Source organism: Streptomyces sp. NPDC048696 (assembly GCF_043198895.1).
Taxonomy (GTDB): Bacteria; Actinomycetota; Actinomycetes; order Streptomycetales; family Streptomycetaceae; genus Streptomyces.
The window spans coordinates 146,264-164,173 of record NZ_JBICVJ010000013.1 but is presented as its reverse complement, the minus strand read 5'-3'; the positions used below and the strand labels follow the sequence as shown (position 1 = coordinate 164,173).

Here is a 17,910-nt window from a genome sequence, read left to right as displayed (position 1 = left end):
GGTGAATACAACGTATCACGACGCGGAACGGAGCCCGACCGCATGGACTGGCCGCCTCGGTCGCTCAGCCGCTCCCGCCACCGGTGGAGGCGCCGCTCGTGGCTCCGGCGCCGCCGGAGCCCTTCGCCTTGGCCTCGGCGTCGGCAGCCCGCTGGAGCGCCGCCTGAAGGTCCTGCTGGGCCTTGCCGTAGGCGGTGAAGTCGCCCTTCTGCAGCGCCTTCTGGCCGTCGTCGTACGCCTTCTGGGCGTCCTTGATGGCCTGCTCCACCGTGGCGCTGCCGGTGGCCGGCGGCTTGGTGGTGCCGGTGGGCGGCTTGGTCGCGGGCGGCTCGGAGCCGTCCACGCCGAACACCGCGTTCAGCGCCAGCGCCAGGGTGTCCTTGAAGACGGTCTTGTCCCCGTAGGAGACGCCGACCTTCTTCAGCAGCGGATAGTTGGCGGAGCCACCGCGCGCGTAGACGGGCTCGATGTACAGGAAGCCCCCGCCCAGCGGCACGGTGAGCAGATTGCCGTAGTCGATCTCGGAGTCGCTGCCTCTGAGGTTGCGTACGAACTCGGCGACTTCCGGCAGACCGTTCAGCTTGCTCTGCACCTGCTGCGGGCCCTGGACGTTGTCCGTGACTCTGAGCAGTCTGATGGTGCCGTAGTCCTTGCTCGCGGCGTCCGCGTCGATCGCCATGAACCCGCCCAGGTTGGGCCGGCCGTTCGGCGTGAACGTCGTCGTCAGCGAGAACTTCTTGCCCTGCGTCTCGGCGCCCGGCATCTTCATGGACAGGTAGTACGGCGGCACCGCGACCCCGTCCTTGTTGGTCGGGTCGTCCGGGACCTGCCAGGCGTCACTGCCGCTGTAGAACTGCGCGGGGTCGGTGACGTGGTAGCGGGTCAGCAGCTCGCGCTGGACCTTGAACATGTCCTGCGGGTACCGCAGATGGGCCAGCAGATCCGGCGAGATGTCGCTCTTCGGCTTCACCGTGTGGGGGAACGCCTTCATCCAGGTCTTCAGGACCGGGTCCTGGGTGTCCCACTGGTACAGCGTGACCGTTCCGTCGTACGCGTCGACGGTGGCCTTCACCGAGTTGCGGATGTAGTTGACCTGGTTCTGCTGGGCGACCACCGCACGCTGACGGGTCGTCAGCGAGTCGGCCGTCGTCTCGCCGAGCGTCGTGCGCGAGGCGTACGGATAGCCGTTGGTCGTCGTGTACGCGTCGACGACCCACTGGATGCGCCCGTTGATGACCGCCGGGTAGGAGTCCGCGTCGATGGTCAGCCAGGGGGCGACCGCCTCCACGCGCTGCTTCGGCGTGCGGTTGTAGAGGATCTTCGAGCCGTCGCCGATGGCCCCCGAGTAGAGGATCTGCGGCTCGCTGAAGGCCACCGCGTACGCGGCGCGGTTGAAGGGGTTGGACAGGCTCACGCCGCCCTTGCCCTTGAAGCTCGTCGTCACCTGGCCCTTGCCCTCGGCCTCGTAGTCGAGCTCCTTCTGCGGCCCGCCGACGATCGAGTACTGCTCGGTCTTCTCGCCGTAGTAGATCCGCTGCTCGTACTTGGGCATCTGCCCGGTGGTCGGCAGACCGGACTCGGTGAAGTCCGGGGACCCCGTAGAGTCCACCGTCGTGCCCTTGGCCGCGATGGCGCCGTAGCCGTGGGTGTACGTGAAGTGGTCGTTGATCCAGTTGCGCTTGTCGATGCCGTTGAGGTTCAGCTCGCGCAGACCGACGACCGTGTCCTGCTCCTTGCCGTCCTTGTCCGTGTAGCGGTCCACGTCCAGCGGCACGGTGAACTGGTAGTACTTGCGCCGCTGCTCAAGCTGCTGGAACGCGGGCGTGACGACATTGGGGTCGATCAGCCGGTAGCTGGCGGCCGTGTCGGCGTCGACGCGCAGCTTCGCGTTGTCCTCCGACGCCGTCGCCCCCTTGTAGTCCTTCACCTCGGTGGCGTCGATGCCGTACGCCTTGCGCGTGGCGTCGATGTTCTTCTGGATGTACGGCGCTTCCTTGGCCTGCTCGTTCGGCTGGACCTGGAACTTCTGCACGATCGCCGGGTAGAGCCCGCCGATCAGGATCGCCGAGAGCACCATCAGGCCGAAGCCGATCACCGGCAGCTGCCAGGTGCGCCGCCACAGCGTCGCGAAGAACAGCAGCGCGCAGATGACCGCGATGCAGAAGAGGATCGTCTTCGCCGGCAGATAGGCGTTGGCGTCCACGTACCGCAGGCCCGTCCAGTTGCTGCTGGCCTTGAAGTCGCTGGACTTCACCGCCAGCCCGTACCGGTCCAGCCAGTACGCCACGGCCTTCAGGGCGACGAACACGCCGAGCAGCACCGACAGATGCCCGGTGGCGGCGCCCGTGGCGCGCGCGCCCGGGCTGGTGATCCGCAGCCCCCCGTACAGGTAGTGCGTCAGGGCGGCGGCGATCAGGGACAGCACGGTGGCCGCGAAGCCGAAGCCGACCAGGAACCGGTACCAGGGCAGGTCGAAGGCGTAGAAGGAGACGTCCAAATGGAACTGGGGGTCCTTCTGCCCGAACGGCACCCCGTTGACCCACATCAGCCAGGTGCGCCACTGCCCGGAGGCGGAGGCGCCGGCGATCAGCCCGACGAGCGCGGTGATGCCGAGCAGCAGCCACTTCTTGAACGGGGCGATGCCCATCCGGTAGCGGTCCAGGCTCTGCTGCTCCAGGGACATCGCGCTGAGCGGCGGCCGCAGCCGGTGTGCCAGCCAGATGTTCAGGCCGACGGCCACGGCCATCAGGACGCCGAAGAACGAGAACAGGCCGATCTTGGTCCACAGGGTGGTGGTGAAGACGGACGAGTAGTGCACCGAGCGGTACCACAGCCAGTCCGTCCAGAACCCGGCGAACATGACGAACGCCATGGCCAGCACGGCCAGCACGCCCAGTGTCATGAGCAGCGTCCGGACCCGGCGGGACGGGCGGCCGACTCTGATCCGTGACCCGGAAGGGCCTCCGCCGCGGTCCGGCATCTGGAAAGCCAAGGTGCGCACCTCGAAGTTCGGTGGTGGTTGAGCAGGCCCCGCGATCGTAGAGCCCACCTATGCAACTTACTGAGGCTTTACTCAGTTCCCGATCCGGGGGTGGGAGAGGGCAGGATATTGCTCATGTCCAACGTTTCCCCCTCCGGCCCCCCGATGGCCGCGAGCCCGCTCACCCGCGCAGTACTCGAAATCGACGAGTACGCGGCCGGCCTCGGCTGGGATCAGCCGGCCCGCCTGTTCGCCCTCGTCGACACCGCCAAGCTCCGCACCCAGGAGCCCTCCCTCGCCTCCCAGCTCGGTCTCGACCAGGCCGAGGCGGCCGCGCCCCTGACCCCCATCGAGCAGGACGAGATCCCGGCCGGCCAGGCCCTCGACCAGTTCCTCGGCACCATCGCCTGGCCCGACGCGGTGGTGGGCTGCGCCCTCACCGTCGAGCGCCTGATGCTTCCGCCGTCCGCCGAGGCGTCCGTGCCGGAGGGCATGAGCGACAAGCAGCTGGCGAAGTGGGTGGCCAAGCACCCGGACCGCCAGGAGGTCCGCATGACGGTGGCGGTGCTGCGCGACGGCGCCCGCGAGTCGGCGGTGCGGCTGCGCGAGAAGGACTCGCCGACCGAGGTGCTCACCGGCGCCGGCCTGGTCCCGGGCCTCGCCGAGGCGCTGGCCGCGACGTTCGCGGAGTAGGCGCTCAGGGAGCGGCCGCGCCCGCCACGCGCGCGTGGCGGGCGCGGCCGCTCACTTCGCCGAGCAGCTCGGCAGACCGGCCGTGTCCCCCGTGCGGATCTTCTCCAGTGCCTTGGTGGCGTCGCCGATGGTGGCGACCTTGACCAGGGTCAGTCCGCTGGGCGTGTCCGAGGCGGCCGCGGCGCAGTTCTCGCCGGGGGTGAGGAAGTAGCGGGCGCCCGCGTTGCGCGCGCCGATCAGCTTCAGCTCGATGCCGCCGATCGGGCCGACCTTGCCGCTGTCGTCGATGGTGCCGGTGCCCGCGACGAACTTGCCGCCGGTCAGGTCGCCCGGCGTCAGCTTGTCGACGATGCCGAGGGCGAACATCAGACCCGCGCTCGGGCCGCCGACGTCGGAGAGCTTGATGTCGATGGAGAACGGGAAGGTGTGGTCGGTCCCGGCCTGGATGCCGACGATCGCCCGGTCGCCGTCCTTGGCCTTCGCGGTGGTGATGGCGACCTTCTCGGAGCCCTCCGGCTCCTTGCCCGCCTTCTCGGCGGCTGCCGCGTCCTTGGCCGGGATGACGGTGAAGAGCGCGTTCTGGCCGGGGCTGTGCTTGGTGACCAGCTTCGCCACGTCCGACGGGTCCTTGACGGCCGCGCCGTCGACGGACTTGATCACATCGCCCGCGTGCAGCTTGCCCTCGGCCGGGCTGCCCTTGACCACCGACGCCACGATGACACGGGACTTCACCGGGATCTTCAGCTCGTTGAGCGCGGCGACCTTGGCGCTCTCCTGCGACTGGCTGAACTCCTCGGCGTTCTCCTGCGAGGACTGCTGCTCGGTCTTGCCGTCCGGGTAGAGCGTGTCGTGCGGCACGATCTTGTTGTCGTGGGACAGCCAGCCGTACACGGCCTCGACCAGGTTCATGTTGTAGTTCGCACCGGTGACGCGGACCGTCGTCATGTTGAGATGACCGGTCGTGGGGTACGTCTTGTGACCGGAGATCTGCAGCACGGGCTCGCCGCGCGCCTCGCCGAGCGTGTTCACCGTGGGGCCGGGCGACATCTCCGAGTACGGCACTTTGATGAGGACGCCTGCGCAGAGCAGCGCGATCAGGATCAAGGTGGAGGCGAGCATCGTCGCGGTGCGGCGTGGCATGGAACGACAGTACGGGACGTGTCTGTCAGTGCACCGCCGGGGCCGGTCCGTCCGGGGAGCGTGGACATCCGCGTACGGGCCGGGGCGTTCACAGGGCGCTTGAGGGGGTGACCGCAGCGGTCAGACGGGCTCGGTTCCGGAGTGGGATTTGTCCATCGCCTCGCGGAACCTGCTGTACCCGGCGAGTTCCGCGCCGTCGCCGGTCGTGCGATTGCGGGCTGCCCAGCTCGCCCATATCGCCGCGCCGACAGCAGCGAAAAGCGGAATCAGCAGCCACGTGAGTGCAGCCATTCCGTCCTCCCGTCCCCGATGAGCGACCGCACCCCACAGGCCGACCGCAACTGACAGATCAGCAGATTAACCCTCTGCAAGTTCAACGCTCGGGGCCGGGGTGCGGTTACGCAAATCGGGGCGGATCCCCCCGACAGGGTTTCAGACAGCCACCGCGACCTGCCCGTTCACCCTCGGTGGCGCCGGGCCACCCGTTCGTGGCGACCGGCAGGGGTCAGCCGGCGCCGACCCGCCCTCCCGTCGCCCGACCGCCACCCCTCAATGACGGCGCTACGCGCCGACCCGCCCTCCCGTCGCCCGACCGCCACCCCTCAATGACGGCGCTACGCGCCGACCCATTCTTCTGTTCCGTCCGAGAACTGCTGGTGCTTCCAGATCGGGACCTCGTGTTTCAGGTCGTCGATCAGCTTGCGGCAGGCTTCGAAGGCTTCCGCGCGGTGCGGGCAGGAGACCGCGACGACGACCGCCAGATCGCCCACCGCCAGATCGCCCACACGGTGGACGGCCGCCAGGGCCCGGACCGGGAACTGCGCCACGACCTTCTCGGCCACTCGGCGCATCTCCGCCTCGGCCGTGGGATGGCAGGAGTACCCCAGCGCGTCCACGTCGGCGCCGCCGTCGTGATCGCGCACGGTGCCGACGAACAGCGCGGTGCCGCCCGCGGCGCTGTCGCCGACGGCGCCGAACACCTCGTCGAGGGAGAGCGGGGTGTCACGGATCGCCAGCAGCCGGATCGGGTCCTGCGCCGCCTGCTCGCCGGGGTGCTCGGGGTACGTGGGTGCCATGGGTCCATCGTGCCGTACGCCACTGACATCGCGTAATAGATCTTTCACCCGGTCGCCCCGACGCTCCGTAGGAGGGTTCTACAGACCCTCCTACGGAGGTCCTACAGGCCGCGCCGCTTGCGGGCCCTGCGGACCACGGCGGCCGCGCCCAGCAGGGCGACCGTCGCACCGGCGGCGCCGGCGGCGGTGGCGTCCTTGCGGCCGAGGCGGCGGCCCGCCACGGTGTGCCGGCCCGCGACCTCTTCGAGGAGTTCCGCGAGGACCTCCTCGTTGGTCCACTGCGGCCGCCAGCCCGCGTCGCGCAGCCGTCCGACGCTGACCACCCAGGGGTGCATCGTGTACGCGAGGTCGCCCGCCGGGGACGGGGTGAGCCCGATGCGGTGCAGCCGTGCGGCGGCTCCGAGCGCGACCGCCGACGGCAGCTCCATGCGCCGGATGCCGCTCAGCTCCTCGACCTCCTCCTGCTCAAGCCAGCCGTCGCAGCCGACCGCCAGCTCCCCCTCGACCTTCCCCAGAGCGGCGTACTCCAGGGCGCTGCACAGGTCCTCGACATGGCAGAACTGCCAGGTCGGGCGGGATCCGGCGACCACCAGCAGGCGCGGCGACTCGAAGTACCGGGTCAGCGCCGTGTCCGTGCCGCCGACCAGGACGGCGGGCCGCACCACGGTGACGTTCAGGCCGGGGTGGGCGCGCGGCGCCCGCCGCCCCAGGCGCTCGATCTCCAGCAGGTCGCCGACCCCGGTCGCCTCGGCGGTGGCCCGCAGCTCGGCGTCCTCGGACAGCGGGGTGTCGTTGTCGGGCAGCGCCCCGTAGACCATCGCGGAGGTGCACAGCACCACCCGGTGGACCCCGGCGGCGGCCGCGGCGGTCAGCACGGTCTGGGTGCCGCGTACGTTGTACGCGGTCCGGGCGGCGGCGTCCGTCTCCAGGTCGAGGTCGAGCGCCAGGTGCACGACGACATCGGCGCCGCGCAGCTTCTCGGCGATCGCCGGGTCGCGCACGTCCAGGACGTGCCAGGTGGCCTCGGAGACCTCGCCCCGCCGCTCGTCGATGGCGATGACCTGTTTGACCTCCTCGGACGCGGCGAGCCGCGCGGTGAGCAGGGCGCCGATCCCGGCCGCGGCACCGGTGACCGCGACGACGGGACCCCGCGCTGCGGAGGGGGAATGGTTTCGCGCTGCGCGAACCTGCGGATCTGGGGAACTCACCGGGCGTCTCCAGCGGTTGTCTTCAGTACGTACACGAATGACGCGTACGGACCAGGTGACGTCCATCCTGCCGCAGGCCAAGAGTCGGCGGAGCACCGAGCCCTTATCCGGCGCGGATGTCTACGCTGGTGGTGTTGGTGGGCAGTCGCCGTCGACAGCAGTCGACGGCCCTAGGAGCCGAGGAAACCCGTGAGTGACAACCCATTCGGATTCGGCCTTCCGCCGGAGGAGCCGGAGAACGGCGACGAGGGCAAGGAGAAGGGCAAGGGCAACCAGGGCGGCCCGGCGAATCCGTTCGGGTTCGGCGCCGCGCCCGCGGGCGCGGACAATCCGTTCGCGGCGATGTTCGGTTCGCTGAACCCGAACGACCTGGGAGCGGCGTTCCAGCAGCTCGGCCAGATGCTCAGCTACGAGGGCGGTCCCGTGAACTGGGACATGGCCAAGCAGATCGCGCGTCAGACGGTGGCCCAGGGCACCCCGGACGGCACCAAGGACGAGAGCGTCGGCCCGGCCGAGCGTGCCGCCGTCGAGGAGGCCGTCCGCCTGGCGGACCTGTGGCTGGACGGGGTGACGTCGCTGCCCTCGGGCGCGTCGACCGCCGTCGCGTGGAGCCGCGCGGAGTGGGTCGAGGCGACCCAGCCGGCCTGGAAGGAGCTCGTCGACCCGGTCGCGGAGCGGGTCGGCGCGGCCATGGGCGGTGTGCTGCCCGAGGAGATGCAGGCCATGGCGGGCCCGCTGATCGGCATGATGCGCTCCATGGGCGGCGCCATGTTCGGCCAGCAGATCGGCCAGGCCGTGGGCGTCCTCGCGGGCGAGGTCGTCGGCTCGACCGACATCGGTCTGCCGCTCGGCCCGGCCGGCAAGGCCGCGCTGCTGCCGCTGAACATCGAAGTGTTCGGCAAGGACCTGGGCGTCCCGAAGGACGAGGTCAGGCTCTACCTGGCCCTGCGCGAGGCCGCTCACCAGCGGCTCTTCGCCCATGTGCCGTGGCTGCGCTCGCACCTGTTCGGCGCGGTCGAGGGCTACGCGCGCGGGATCAAGGTCGACACCGCGAAGCTGGAGGACGCGGTGGGCCAGCTCGACGTGTCCAACCCCGAGCAGCTTCAGGAGGCCCTCCAGCAGGGCATGTTCCAGCCGGAGGACACCCCGGAGCAGAAGGCCGCCCTGGCCCGTCTGGAGACGGCTCTGGCGCTGGTCGAGGGCTGGGTGGACGCGGTGGTCCACGAGGCCGCCAAGCCCCGCCTCACGTCGGCCGACGCGCTGCGCGAGACGCTGCGCCGCCGCCGGGCGACCGGCGGTCCGGCCGAGCAGACCTTCGCCACGCTGATCGGCCTCCAGCTGCGCCCGCGCCGGCTGCGCGACGCCTCGCGCCTGTGGGCCTCGCTCACGGACGCGCGCGGGGTCGACGGCCGCGACGGCCTGTGGGAGCACCCGGACATGCTGCCGACCGCCACGGACCTGGACGACCCGGACGGCTTCGTCCACCGCGAGCAGCTCGACTTCTCGGAGATCGACAAGATGCTCGGCGAGGCGGCCCAGCAGAACGGCCCGTCGCTGACGAAGGACGAGCCGAAGGCGGACGAGCCCAAGAAGGACGACGGGACCGACGGCAAGGGCGAATCCGAGAAGTGAGCCTGCACGAAGACGCCGTCCTCGTACTGAAGTCGTACGAGGACCAGCCGGAGCTGCGCCGGCTGTACCTGGACCATCTCGCGGCCCACCCCGACGGCACGTGGAAGGCGTGCGGCGCGGGTCATCTGACGGCGAGCGCGCTGGTCGTCGACCCCGAGCGCGGCCGGGTGCTGCTGACGCTGCACAAGAAGCTCGGCATGTGGCTCCAGATGGGCGGCCACTGCGAGTCGGGTGACGTCTCGGTGGCCGCCGCCGCGCTGCGCGAGGCCACCGAGGAGTCCGGGATCGCGGGTCTCACCCTGCTGCCGGGCGGCCCGGTCCGCCTCGACCGGCATCCGATCCCGGCGCCCTGCCACTGGCACCTGGACGTGCAGTACGCGGCGCTGGCCCCGGCGGACGCCGTCGAGGCGATCAGCGACGAGTCCCTGGACCTGTGCTGGTACGGCTGGGACGAGGTGGCGTCGGTGGCCGACGAGTCGGTCGTACGGCTGGTGGAGGCGACCCGGGCCCGGCTGTGAGGCCGGGCGCGCTCGGGTCGCGTTGAGTACACGGGTAAGGGGCGGTCGCCATGGACGACCGCCCCTTACTGGTTAGCGTCCGCCGGTGACCGGCTGTCGGTGGCCGTATGCCGGTGACCGGTTCAGCTCCAGGCGTTGCCCTGGTTCTGGGCGTGGACGCCCTGCTGTCCCATGCCGTACTGGGCCCGCAGGCCCTGGCCGATCACGGCGTTCTGCGGCGGCAGCACCTCGCTGGGCTGGACCAGCGCGAAGCCCTGGCCGAGGAAGCTCAGCTCCCAGCCCTCACCCGTGTTGCCGCGCCGGCGCCACACGCCCGTGGAGTGCGTCTGGGCCTGCATCTGCACCCGCAGCGAGGTGGACCAGGCCACGATCGCGTCGGCGTCGGCGTTGACGTACTTGTCCGGCGTGACCTGGAGCATCAGCGGCTGACCCGACGTCATCAGGACGACCTTGCCGGTGCCCGTGATGTTGAGCTGGTACTTGCCGGTGCCGGAGATGCCGTACTGGCTGTCCACGGCGATGACCTCGTAGTGCAGCGAGGAGTCCATGGCCAGCACGTAACCGCCGTCCACGGTCAGCCCGTCGCGGTCCACGTCCACTACGTGGACGTGCTGGGCGAGGTTGGCGAGGTAGACGGTGCCCTGGCCGGAGACGCGCATCAGGTCCAGGCCCTCGCCGGTGCTGGCACGCGCGTGCTGGTGGCCGCTGGAGAGGTACTCGCCGTCGAACTCCATCAGCCCCTGGTAGGCGACCATCGAGCCCTTGCGGGCGAGGATGTCGTCGTGGCCGGTGAGCACCACGCGCAGCAGCTGCGCGTTCTGCGCGCTGTAGCGCTCCTGGGACTGCTGCTCGGTGTAGCTGAAAAGCGGGCTCTGCATGGTGTGTTCGCTCCCCCTCAGCCCCGGGCCCGCAGGCGGTCGGTGCTGTCCTCACTCGGCTGTACGACGACGATGCCCTGGCCCGAGAAGGCCATCTGGAACGCCTCTCCGCTGCCCCGGCCGATCAGCGAGGACGCCTTGAAGCTGCGCTTGCCCTTGACCTTGAGGTTCGGGGACCAGGCGACGAGGGCGTCCGGGTCGACGTACGTCTCGTCCTCGCCGCTGCCGCAGTCGACGACGACAGGTGTGCCGCGCGAGGTGAGCGCGACCCAGCCGGTGCCGGAGATCTTCACGTTGAACAGGCCCTGGCCGGCGAACTTGGCGAGGCCCTTGACCCGCTCGACACCCCACTGCAGGCTCGCGTCGAAGGCCAGCACATTGGTGCCGTTGACGGAGAGCGCGTCGTTGTTCAGATGGATGACGACGACGTTGGCCCCGTAGTCGGCGAGGTAGAGCAGCCCGTCGCCGGTGCACTTCATCAGCGGGGCGCCCTCACCGGTGATCCAGTCGCGGGCGATCTGGCGTACGGCGGGCGGGTTCGGCTCGTACTGGATGAAGCCTTCGTAGGCGACCATCGAGCCCACGCGCGCGAAGAGGTCCTGCCCGGTGGCCATGGCCACCTTGAGCATGGCGCTGCCGTGGTTCTCCATCCGGGCGGCGACGGGGGTGGGGGCATAGCCCGCGAGTTGCTGGTTCATTGGTCGGGCTCCCTCAGACCTCGTACGGCTGGACGACGATGAAGTTCCCGGGCGCGCCCCGGAACTGCAGGTTGACGGACTCGCCGCTGTGGCCCGGGTAGGCGTTGCGGCGCAGCCGGACCTGGCTGGAGACGATCACCTGCGAGGCGGCCGACCAGGCCACGATCGCGTCGCTGTCGGCGAACGTGGTCGGGGTGACGGGCAGCACGACCGGCGTGCCGTGGGTCATCACCACGAGCGTGCCGGCGCCCTGGAACAGCATCGTGAACAGCGCGCCGCCGGGGATCCCATGCCCCTCGATGCGGCGGACCTCGTACTGAAGGGACTCGTCGAACGCGAGGACGTGCTCGGCGGAGACGCAGATGCCGTCGCCCTGGAGCTCGATGGGGTGCAGATAGGCGCTGTTCTCGGCGAGGAAGACCTGGCCGCGGCCGGTGCAGCGCATGAGCTGCATCTCCTGGCCGGTCGCGTGGCCGACGAGCCGCCCGGCGAAACCGGCGCCCTTGTAGCCGAAGTCGACCTTGCCCTGGTACATCACCATGCTGCCCTGGCGGGCCAGCACCGGAGTGCCGCCCATGCCGAGGTCGACGCGCACGAGCTGCTTGTTCTGCGACGCCCAGCGCTGCCCGGTGGGCACTTCCTTGTACAGCTGCATGGCCCCCGCGAGCCCGCCGCCGGGCTGCGGCGTCCCCTGCTGCGGCATCCCCTGCGGGAAGCCGGGCTGCTGCCCGTAGGGAGCGGGCTGACCGTAGGGAGCGGGCTGACCGTAGGGAGCGGGCTGACCGTAGGGAGCGGGCTGACCGTAGGGAGCGGGCTGACCGTACGGGGCCGGTGCGCCCGGCGGCGGGACCTGGCCGGGGTACTGGCCCGGGACCTGCCCGTACGAGGGCTGCTGGGGCTGTCCGTACGGGGCGGGCGGGGCCGGGGGCGGGACGGTGCCCGGCGGCAGCGTCATCGGCGCGGCCATGGTCGGCGCCGAGTGGATCTGCGGGCTCGGCGCGGGCGCCGGGGGCGGCGTGGCCCCCTGCGGGGGCGTGTAGTGCTGCGCGGGAGCCGGGGCCGGGGCGCCGAACTGCGCGGGCGGCTGCGGGGGTTGGTGCTGCGCCGGGGCCGCCGGGGCGCCGAACTGGGGCGCGGGGGCGGGCTGCGCGGGAGCGGCCGCCTGCGCGGGCGGGGCGAAGCCCACAGGCGCGCCCTGCGGCTGCGGCGCCGCCGCCGGCTCCTCCTCGACGACCTCGCCGCCGAAGTTCTTCAGCAGCGCCTCCAGGCCGCCGTCGAAGCCCTGGCCCACGGCCGCGAACCGCCAGACGTCCTTCAGGTAGAAGTCGCCCAGCATGACCGCGCGTTCGGTGCTGAACTCGGCGCCCGTGAACGCGTATCTCGCGACTTCCTCGCCACCGGCGACGACCCGGATGTAACCCGGCCCGACCTGCGACATCTGGCCCGCGCCGTCGATCGTCGCGGTGAAGGAGAGCTTCTTGATGTGGGCCGGCACGCGGTCCAGGGTGACCCGGAACGACTCGGTGTCACCGGCCTGGGCACCGAGCAGCTGAATGGACTCCTCGGGCGACTTGGGCTGGTTGAAGAAGACGAAGTACCGGTCGTCGGAGAGCTGCTCGTTCGCGTCGAGGCCGAAGCAGCTGATGTCGAAGGTCAGTCCGGGGGCAGCGATCTGCACGCCCACATACAGGTCCGTACCTGCCGTCAGATCACTGATCCTGGCCTTGTGGCCGCGTTGGAATTGCCTGGCCATGCGTGACGACCGTCCCCCATCCCGAGTGTGATTGGTCGCGCCAGGCTAGCGGCTGCCAGCGACAACCGGCCAAGCCGGTACACGTTCGGTACACAGTTCGGTACCCCTCCGGGACACAGTTCGTCACCGGTCCGGGACACAGTCGGGGAGGTCACTCACCGCGGGCGGCGGGCAGGTACGGAAGCCGGTCGGCCGCGACCACTCCTTCGAGGTATCCGCGCGCCCGCTCGGTCCGGGGATACGCCTCCAGGAGCCGCCAGAACCGCGGGCCGTGCCCCGGCACCAGCAGATGCGCCAGTTCATGGACGAGCACATAGTCGAGGACGTACTCGGGCATCCCCTGAAGCCGGTGCGAGAGGCGGATGCTGCCCTCCGCCGGGGTGCACGAGCCCCAGCGGGTGTTCTGGTTGGTCACCCAGCGCACCGACGCCGGGCGGGCCCGGCCCTCGAAGTAGAGGTCCGACAACCGTTCGGCGCGCTCGGTCAGTTCCGCGTCGCCCAGCATCCGCTTGCTCTCCTGGGCGGCGAGCTTGTCGAGCATCACGTTCACCCAGCGCTGTTCCTCGGCCTCGGACATCCGGGCCGGAATCAGGACGATGGTGCGGTCGCCCTCGCGGTACGCCGAGACGGTCCTGCTGCGCCGGGCGCTTCTGCGCACCTCGACCGCGCTCGTCGCATGACCGCGGGGCGGCGGACTTGTCGGACTGCGTGGCGGGCTTCCGGCACTCTGCAGTGGGTCGGCGGGCACGCCCCGACGTTACCCGCTGTCAGTGGGGGAAGTCCCGCCTCCGGAAGGGTTGGCCCATGATCCATTCAGGGGCGCGCACCATTTGAACGACTAATACCCCGCCCCTGTGGATAACTTCTCCCGCCCGTCCCCCGCACCGGTCATTCTGGCAACGGATCACACGAAAAATCGTGACCGGACAGAGACCTGGACCGGCACACGACCGACCGCGCCCGGTCCGGACAACACACGACAAGGCAGGACAACGGGGGTTGACATGCATCCGATGGTGAAACCGGCACTGCGCCGGGCATGGCGGAACCGGAACACCGTGCAATTCGGGGTCACCCCCGCACGGGCCGTGGTCGTGTCGCCGGTCGACACGGCGACAGGAAGCTTCCTCGGCCTCCTCGACGGCACACGCGGACTGCCCCTGCTGTACGAGGAGGCGAGAGCCGTGGATCTGTCGCCCGGCCAAGTGGACGCGATGGTCGAGCGGTTGACGAAAGCCGGGGTGCTCGACGATCCGACCGCCGGGGGCCCGGAGGCTGACGCACTGCGCGAACGGACCGACGCCTTCGACCGGACCAGAGCCGATCTGGCCTCGCTCTCCCTGGTCCACCGAGAACCGGGCGGCGGCGCCCGGCGGCTCGCGGCCCGCCGGTCCCTGCGGGTCCAGGTGCGCGGCGCGGGCCGCGTCGGCGCCACGATCGCCTCCCTGCTCGCCGCCTCCGGGGTGGGCCGGGTGGAAGTGCTGGACGGCGGGACGGTCCAGCCGTGGGACGTCGCGCCCGGCGCGCTGCCCAAGGAGGCGGTCGGCGAACGGCGGGCCCCGGCGGCACGGCGGCTGGTGCGGAGCGCGGCACCGGGCCGCCCACCCCGCGCCGACGACGACGCCGAACCGCCCGGCCTGTCACTGATCGTGGTGGCCCCGAGGGACGGCCTTGAGGTGTACGCACCGGATCCGACCACCGCCGAGGAGTGGCTGGCGGCAGGAATCCCCCACTTGTACGCGGGAGTTGTGGAGACGACCGGCCTGGTGGGCCCACTCGTCCTGCCCGGCGGCACCGGATGCGCCGGGTGCCTGGCGCTCACCCGCACCGAGCACGACCCGGGCTGGCCCCGGATGCTGGCGCAGTGGCGCTCGGGCCGCCGCGAGGGAGCCGTCCCGGCCTGCGATGCCGCGCTCGCGACGGCGGTGGGCGGCCTGGCGGCGGCCCACGCGCTGGCCTTCCTGGACGGCGATCTCCCGGCGAGTACGGGCACACGGTGGGAGACATCGCTGCCGCTGCTCGGCTGGCGCCCCGAGCCCGTCGGGGCGCGCCTCGACTGTTCCTGCGGTGCTGGTGGGAACACTGAAGGGGAGGACGCCTCGGGGGGCGAGCAGCCGCAGGACACAATGGCCCGGTAACCGCTGTCAACGACGCACTGCCGCAAGGCACCCGCGGCACGGCCGGCTGGGAATTGGAGGGGCGTATGTCTGATCTTCCCCGGAAGGCGGTCACCCGGACCGCCAAGTTGGCCGCGCTGCCACTTGGCTTCGCCGGTCGTGCCACCTGGGGGCTGGGCAAGAGGATCGGTGGCAAGTCCGCGGAGATCGTCGGCCGGGAGCTGCAACAGCGCACCGCCGAACAGCTCTTCAAGGTCCTGGGCGAACTGAAGGGCGGTGCGATGAAGTTCGGGCAGGCCATGTCCGTCTTCGAGTCCGCCCTGCCCGAAGAGATCGCGGGGCCCTACCGGGCAGCGCTGACCAAGTTGCAGGAAGCGGCCCCGCCCATGCCGACCCGCACCGTACACGCGGTGCTGGCGGAACGGCTCGGGCCGAACTGGCGGGAGCTGTTCCTGGAGTTCGAGGAGAAGCCGGCCGCCGCCGCGTCGATCGGCCAGGTGCATCGGGCGATATGGCACGACGGCCGCGAGGTCGCGGTCAAGGTGCAGTACCCGGGCGCCGGCGAGGCGCTGCTCTCGGACCTGACCCAGCTCAGCCGGTTCGCCCGGCTGCTGGGACCGCTGATCCCCGGAATGGACATCAAGCCGCTCATCTCCGAGCTGCGCGACCGGGTATCCGAAGAACTGGACTACGAACTGGAGGCACGGGCCCAGCGGGAGCACGCGGCGGAGTTCGCGGACGACCCGGATGTGGTGGTGCCCGATGTGGTCCACCAGCGCGACCAGGTGCTGGTGACGGAGTGGATCGACGGCACGCCGCTCTCCGAGGTGATCGCCGACGGCACGCCCGAACAGCGCGACCGGGCGGGCCAGCTGCTGGCGAGATTCCTCTTCTCGGGCCCCGCACGGACCGGACTGCTCCACGCGGACCCGCATCCGGGCAACTTCCGGCTGCTGCCGCCCGAGAAGGAAGGCGGCGAGTACCGACTGGGGGTGCTGGACTTCGGAACGGTGGACCGGCTGCCGGGCGGGCTGCCGCAGACCATCGGCGACTCGCTGCGGATGACCCTGGAGGGCGACGCGGAAGCGGTCTACGGGCTGCTGTGCGAGGAGGGCTTCGTCAAGGAGTCGATAGAGCTCGACCCGGACGCGGTACTCGACTATCTGCTCCCGATCATCGAGCCCGCACAGGCCGAGGAATTCACCTTCACCCGATCCTGGATGCGCGGCCAGGCAGCCAGGATCGCCGACCCCCGCTCCCCCGCCCATCAACTGGGCAAGCAGCTCAACCTGCCGCCCTCGTATCTGCTGATACACCGCGTCACGCTCTCCACCATCGGAGTGCTGTGCCAGCTGGACGCGACGGTACGGCTGCGGGACGAGCTGGAGGAATGGGTTCCGGGGTTCCTACCCGACGGCGAGGAGGACGAGCAGCCCGCTGGGGCGTAGGGGCGGGGGCGAGCCGAGCCGGGCCGGGCCGGGCCGGGCCGGGCCAGGTCTAGCCAGGCCAGGCCGGACTGCGGGGTGCGCGCGGAGTGGGGCGGGGGGGGAGGGGCGGGGGCGGGGGGGAGGGGCCCCCTCCCCCGTCACCACCACACGGAGTCGAGTCGGCTCTCGATCGCCCTGATGTTGGCGCGTGCGCAGGTGTCGCAGAAGTAGAGACGGGTGCCGTTCTCGACGGAGTAGGTCCAGGTCGGCGGAGTGCTCTCGGCGGGCGTGCCGCAGCGCGAGCACACAACGGTCTCGGCAACCGGCTGAGTCGGGTCGTCCATTTCGTGACGATACCGCCACGGCCGGTGGTTGCGGGGACACAACGCACCGCGGGGGCCGGTCCGTTCGGACCGGCCCCCGCGGGCTGATTCGTTACTCCTGGCGCTGCCCGGTGGTACGGCCGTTACTGCATGACGGCCATGGCCAGGGCGCGGCGGGCACGCAGCGAGACGCGCTCGGCGCGGCGCTGCATCCGCCGGGCGGCGAGCAGGCGCAGGGCCTGTCGCTCGACCTCGGCTTCCCGCAGGCGCTCGTGCATATGGGCACGGGCGAGGGCTTCTGGCATGAGTTGCATTTCAAGGGTCCTGTTCTGACGCGAGGCGTTCGCGCCGGTGGTGGTGAAGTCTGGGGTCGCGGAGCCCATGGGCTCGGTGGCGGACGTCGTCATCGGGGCCTGCTTCTGGGGGTCGTTCGTGAGGGGGCGGTCGATGGTTCCCGGGCGGTTCATGCCGCGACCGGGTTCTTGCGCGGGCGGCCACGCGGCCGCTTGCGGGCCACGACCACGCCCTGGACGAAGAGCTCGCCACCCCAGACGCCCCAGGGCTCGCGCCGCTCCTTGGCGCCGGCGAGGCAGGCCTCGACCAGGGGGCAGGTGCGGCAGAGGGACTTGGCGTACTCGACGTCTGCCGGGGACTCGGCGAAGAAGACCTCCGGGTCGTACGAGCGGCAGGGGACGGGTACGCCGAGGTTCTCGATGGCGTCGTCGAGCGCGGTGAGCGCGGTGAGGGGAGTCAAGGCGGGGTCCTCCGTGAGACCGGGCGGGGGGATCGTCTGGGCGGGCGGTACGGACGGGGCGTGCGCTTCGAGTTGCACGGTGTTTTTCTTCCTCGTCTTGTTGTCGGTCCGGCCGGTCGGCCGGGTTTCGGCTGGTACCGAGACCCCTTCGCGCTGTCGTCCCCGTTCGGGGACAAACAGAAGGGCCGCGGATCCCTGGTGGGGTTCCGCGGCCCTGAAGGCGCCTGCCTGATCCTGGATCAGGCTGGATCACTCCAGGGTTCGAGCCCACGGAAGGCCCACATCGTGTGGTGCTGCGTCGTCTGCTTCTCGGCTCCGGCACCGGCCGCCGCGAAGGCATAGGCCTGGGCCTGCCCCTTCGCTACTGCTGCTTCCGGTGCCTGGGTCGGTCGCTCATTGCCGTTACGCACGGGGGGCTTCGCCAGGGAGGACGGAATGACGACCGAGAGGCCGAGCAGACCGGAGACGCCGGTGGACAGACCGGTGCCCTGGAAGGAAGAGCCGAGCGGGCAGGTGACGACGACCGAGCGATCGGTCATTTTGGCGGTGCTGAAGCTGGTGAAGTTCATGAAGCTGATCACTGGTCTCGCCTCCTCTCGGCGTCTCGGGGAGCTCGGCCCGGGGGCCTTGATCCCATGCGTATTCGGATAAGTACAGCAAGTAGAACACGGCCGCAGGGCCTCTGAGAAGCCACTGTTTCCGTGGTTAAGAAC

The 17,910-nt window shown here is 70.6% G+C and carries 18 protein-coding genes; 5 read left to right on the top strand and 13 right to left on the bottom strand.

Translation table 11 applies throughout. From position 1 onward, the window contains the following. Nucleotides 1–64: 64 nt before the first annotated feature. Nucleotides 65–2,980 carry a UPF0182 family protein gene (locus ACGFRG_RS26595; protein ID WP_393267988.1) on the bottom strand — a complete coding sequence of 972 codons (2,916 nt, stop codon included), beginning with the start codon at nucleotides 2,978–2,980 and terminating at the stop codon, nucleotides 65–67. Nucleotides 2,981–3,115: 135 nt separating this feature from the next. Here ACGFRG_RS26595 and ACGFRG_RS26590 point away from each other — a divergent pair, with 135 nt between their 5' ends. Beyond that, nucleotides 3,116–3,673: a PPA1309 family protein gene (locus tag ACGFRG_RS26590; RefSeq protein WP_361430637.1), complete on the top strand. Its 558-nt coding sequence runs from the start codon at nucleotides 3,116–3,118 to the stop codon at nucleotides 3,671–3,673. A 51-nt stretch (nucleotides 3,674–3,724) separates the two neighbouring features. Here ACGFRG_RS26590 and ACGFRG_RS26585 read toward each other — a convergent pair whose 3' ends face one another. From ACGFRG_RS26585 to ACGFRG_RS26570, 4 genes are all read right to left on the bottom strand, one after another. Beyond that, the gene (locus ACGFRG_RS26585; RefSeq protein ID WP_361430636.1) at nucleotides 3,725–4,813 is read right to left on the bottom strand and encodes a PDZ domain-containing protein; all 1,089 of its coding nucleotides are present in this window, start codon (nucleotides 4,811–4,813) and stop codon (nucleotides 3,725–3,727) included. 120 nt (nucleotides 4,814–4,933) lie between these two features. Further along, nucleotides 4,934–5,104: a hypothetical protein gene (locus ACGFRG_RS26580; RefSeq protein WP_361430634.1), complete on the bottom strand. Its 171-nt coding sequence runs from the start codon at nucleotides 5,102–5,104 to the stop codon at nucleotides 4,934–4,936. A gap of 323 nt (nucleotides 5,105–5,427) precedes the next feature. Continuing rightward, the gene (locus ACGFRG_RS26575; protein WP_361430633.1) at nucleotides 5,428–5,889 is read right to left on the bottom strand and encodes a molybdenum cofactor biosynthesis protein MoaE; all 462 of its coding nucleotides are present in this window, start codon (nucleotides 5,887–5,889) and stop codon (nucleotides 5,428–5,430) included. Between the two features lie 101 nt (nucleotides 5,890–5,990). Further along, on the bottom strand, nucleotides 5,991–7,097 hold the full coding sequence (locus tag ACGFRG_RS26570; RefSeq protein WP_361430632.1) for an SDR family oxidoreductase: 1,107 nt from the start codon (nucleotides 7,095–7,097) through the stop codon (nucleotides 5,991–5,993). A 189-nt stretch (nucleotides 7,098–7,286) separates the two neighbouring features. Here ACGFRG_RS26570 and ACGFRG_RS26565 point away from each other — a divergent pair, with 189 nt between their 5' ends. Further along, a complete protein-coding gene (locus ACGFRG_RS26565) occupies nucleotides 7,287–8,729 on the top strand; it encodes a zinc-dependent metalloprotease (RefSeq protein ID WP_393267891.1) in 1,443 nt (480 codons plus the stop codon). Next, the gene (locus ACGFRG_RS26560) at nucleotides 8,726–9,247 is read left to right on the top strand and encodes an NUDIX hydrolase (protein WP_393267888.1); all 522 of its coding nucleotides are present in this window, start codon (nucleotides 8,726–8,728) and stop codon (nucleotides 9,245–9,247) included. The genes ACGFRG_RS26565 and ACGFRG_RS26560 overlap by 4 nt, the downstream gene beginning before the upstream one ends. Nucleotides 9,248–9,369: 122 nt before the next feature. Here the strand turns inward: ACGFRG_RS26560 and ACGFRG_RS26555 are convergent, their stop codons facing one another. The 4 genes from ACGFRG_RS26555 to ACGFRG_RS26540 all read right to left on the bottom strand — a co-directional run bounded on the left by ACGFRG_RS26555 (nucleotide 9,370) and on the right by ACGFRG_RS26540 (nucleotide 13,324). Next, entirely contained in the window at nucleotides 9,370–10,125 is a 756-nt protein-coding gene (locus tag ACGFRG_RS26555; RefSeq protein WP_361430629.1) for an AIM24 family protein, read from the bottom strand. Nucleotides 10,126–10,142: 17 nt separating this feature from the next. Then, nucleotides 10,143–10,823, bottom strand: coding sequence for an AIM24 family protein (locus ACGFRG_RS26550; protein WP_361430627.1), 681 nt, complete (start codon nucleotides 10,821–10,823; stop codon nucleotides 10,143–10,145). 13 nt (nucleotides 10,824–10,836) lie between these two features. Further along, complete coding sequence (locus ACGFRG_RS26545; protein WP_393267884.1) at nucleotides 10,837–12,576, bottom strand: TerD family protein; 1,740 nt, start codon at nucleotides 12,574–12,576, stop codon at nucleotides 10,837–10,839. A gap of 151 nt (nucleotides 12,577–12,727) precedes the next feature. Then, a complete protein-coding gene (locus ACGFRG_RS26540) occupies nucleotides 12,728–13,324 on the bottom strand; it encodes a M48 family metallopeptidase (protein ID WP_361430624.1) in 597 nt (198 codons plus the stop codon). Between the two features lie 256 nt (nucleotides 13,325–13,580). Here ACGFRG_RS26540 and ACGFRG_RS26535 point away from each other — a divergent pair, with 256 nt between their 5' ends. Then, a complete protein-coding gene (locus ACGFRG_RS26535) occupies nucleotides 13,581–14,714 on the top strand; it encodes a ThiF family adenylyltransferase (RefSeq protein WP_393267881.1) in 1,134 nt (377 codons plus the stop codon). A 65-nt stretch (nucleotides 14,715–14,779) separates the two neighbouring features. Continuing rightward, entirely contained in the window at nucleotides 14,780–16,141 is a 1,362-nt protein-coding gene (locus ACGFRG_RS26530) for an ABC1 kinase family protein (RefSeq protein ID WP_393267878.1), read from the top strand. A 137-nt stretch (nucleotides 16,142–16,278) separates the two neighbouring features. On the opposite strand, the gene ACGFRG_RS26525 is transcribed toward ACGFRG_RS26530, so the two are convergent. The 4 genes from ACGFRG_RS26525 to ACGFRG_RS26510 all read right to left on the bottom strand — a co-directional run bounded on the left by ACGFRG_RS26525 (nucleotide 16,279) and on the right by ACGFRG_RS26510 (nucleotide 17,778). Beyond that, on the bottom strand, nucleotides 16,279–16,464 hold the full coding sequence (locus ACGFRG_RS26525; protein ID WP_188276009.1) for a hypothetical protein: 186 nt from the start codon (nucleotides 16,462–16,464) through the stop codon (nucleotides 16,279–16,281). 122 nt (nucleotides 16,465–16,586) lie between these two features. Then, on the bottom strand, nucleotides 16,587–16,910 hold the full coding sequence (locus ACGFRG_RS26520; protein WP_188276010.1) for a hypothetical protein: 324 nt from the start codon (nucleotides 16,908–16,910) through the stop codon (nucleotides 16,587–16,589). After that, a complete protein-coding gene (locus ACGFRG_RS26515) occupies nucleotides 16,907–17,275 on the bottom strand; it encodes a WhiB family transcriptional regulator (protein ID WP_067163768.1) in 369 nt (122 codons plus the stop codon). Before ACGFRG_RS26515 ends, ACGFRG_RS26520 begins: the two co-directional genes overlap by 4 nt. A gap of 161 nt (nucleotides 17,276–17,436) precedes the next feature. Continuing rightward, nucleotides 17,437–17,778 carry a hypothetical protein gene (locus ACGFRG_RS26510; protein ID WP_393267874.1) on the bottom strand — a complete coding sequence of 114 codons (342 nt, stop codon included), beginning with the start codon at nucleotides 17,776–17,778 and terminating at the stop codon, nucleotides 17,437–17,439. Nucleotides 17,779–17,910: the final 132 nt, after the last annotated feature.

Excerpts from the sequence above, each read along its gene's own strand:
- ACGFRG_RS26530 (WP_393267878.1), top strand. The coding sequence starts at position 14,780 with ATGTCTGATCTTCCCCGGAAGGCGGTCACCCGGACCGCCAAGTTGGCC.
- ACGFRG_RS26555 (WP_361430629.1), bottom strand. The coding sequence starts at position 10,125 with ATGCAGAGCCCGCTTTTCAGCTACACCGAGCAGCAGTCCCAGGAGCGC.
- ACGFRG_RS26545 (WP_393267884.1), bottom strand. The coding sequence starts at position 12,576 with ATGGCCAGGCAATTCCAACGCGGCCACAAGGCCAGGATCAGTGATCTG.
- ACGFRG_RS26575 (WP_361430633.1), bottom strand. The coding sequence starts at position 5,889 with ATGGCACCCACGTACCCCGAGCACCCCGGCGAGCAGGCGGCGCAGGAC.
- ACGFRG_RS26550 (WP_361430627.1), bottom strand. The coding sequence starts at position 10,823 with ATGAACCAGCAACTCGCGGGCTATGCCCCCACCCCCGTCGCCGCCCGG.
- ACGFRG_RS26525 (WP_188276009.1), bottom strand. The coding sequence starts at position 16,464 with ATGGACGACCCGACTCAGCCGGTTGCCGAGACCGTTGTGTGCTCGCGC.
- ACGFRG_RS26520 (WP_188276010.1), bottom strand. The coding sequence starts at position 16,910 with ATGAACCGCCCGGGAACCATCGACCGCCCCCTCACGAACGACCCCCAG.
- ACGFRG_RS26595 (WP_393267988.1), bottom strand. The coding sequence starts at position 2,980 with ATGCCGGACCGCGGCGGAGGCCCTTCCGGGTCACGGATCAGAGTCGGC.
- ACGFRG_RS26580 (WP_361430634.1), bottom strand. The coding sequence starts at position 5,104 with ATGGCTGCACTCACGTGGCTGCTGATTCCGCTTTTCGCTGCTGTCGGC.
- ACGFRG_RS26535 (WP_393267881.1), top strand. The coding sequence starts at position 13,581 with ATGCATCCGATGGTGAAACCGGCACTGCGCCGGGCATGGCGGAACCGG.
- ACGFRG_RS26585 (WP_361430636.1), bottom strand. The coding sequence starts at position 4,813 with ATGCCACGCCGCACCGCGACGATGCTCGCCTCCACCTTGATCCTGATC.
- ACGFRG_RS26590 (WP_361430637.1), top strand. The coding sequence starts at position 3,116 with ATGTCCAACGTTTCCCCCTCCGGCCCCCCGATGGCCGCGAGCCCGCTC.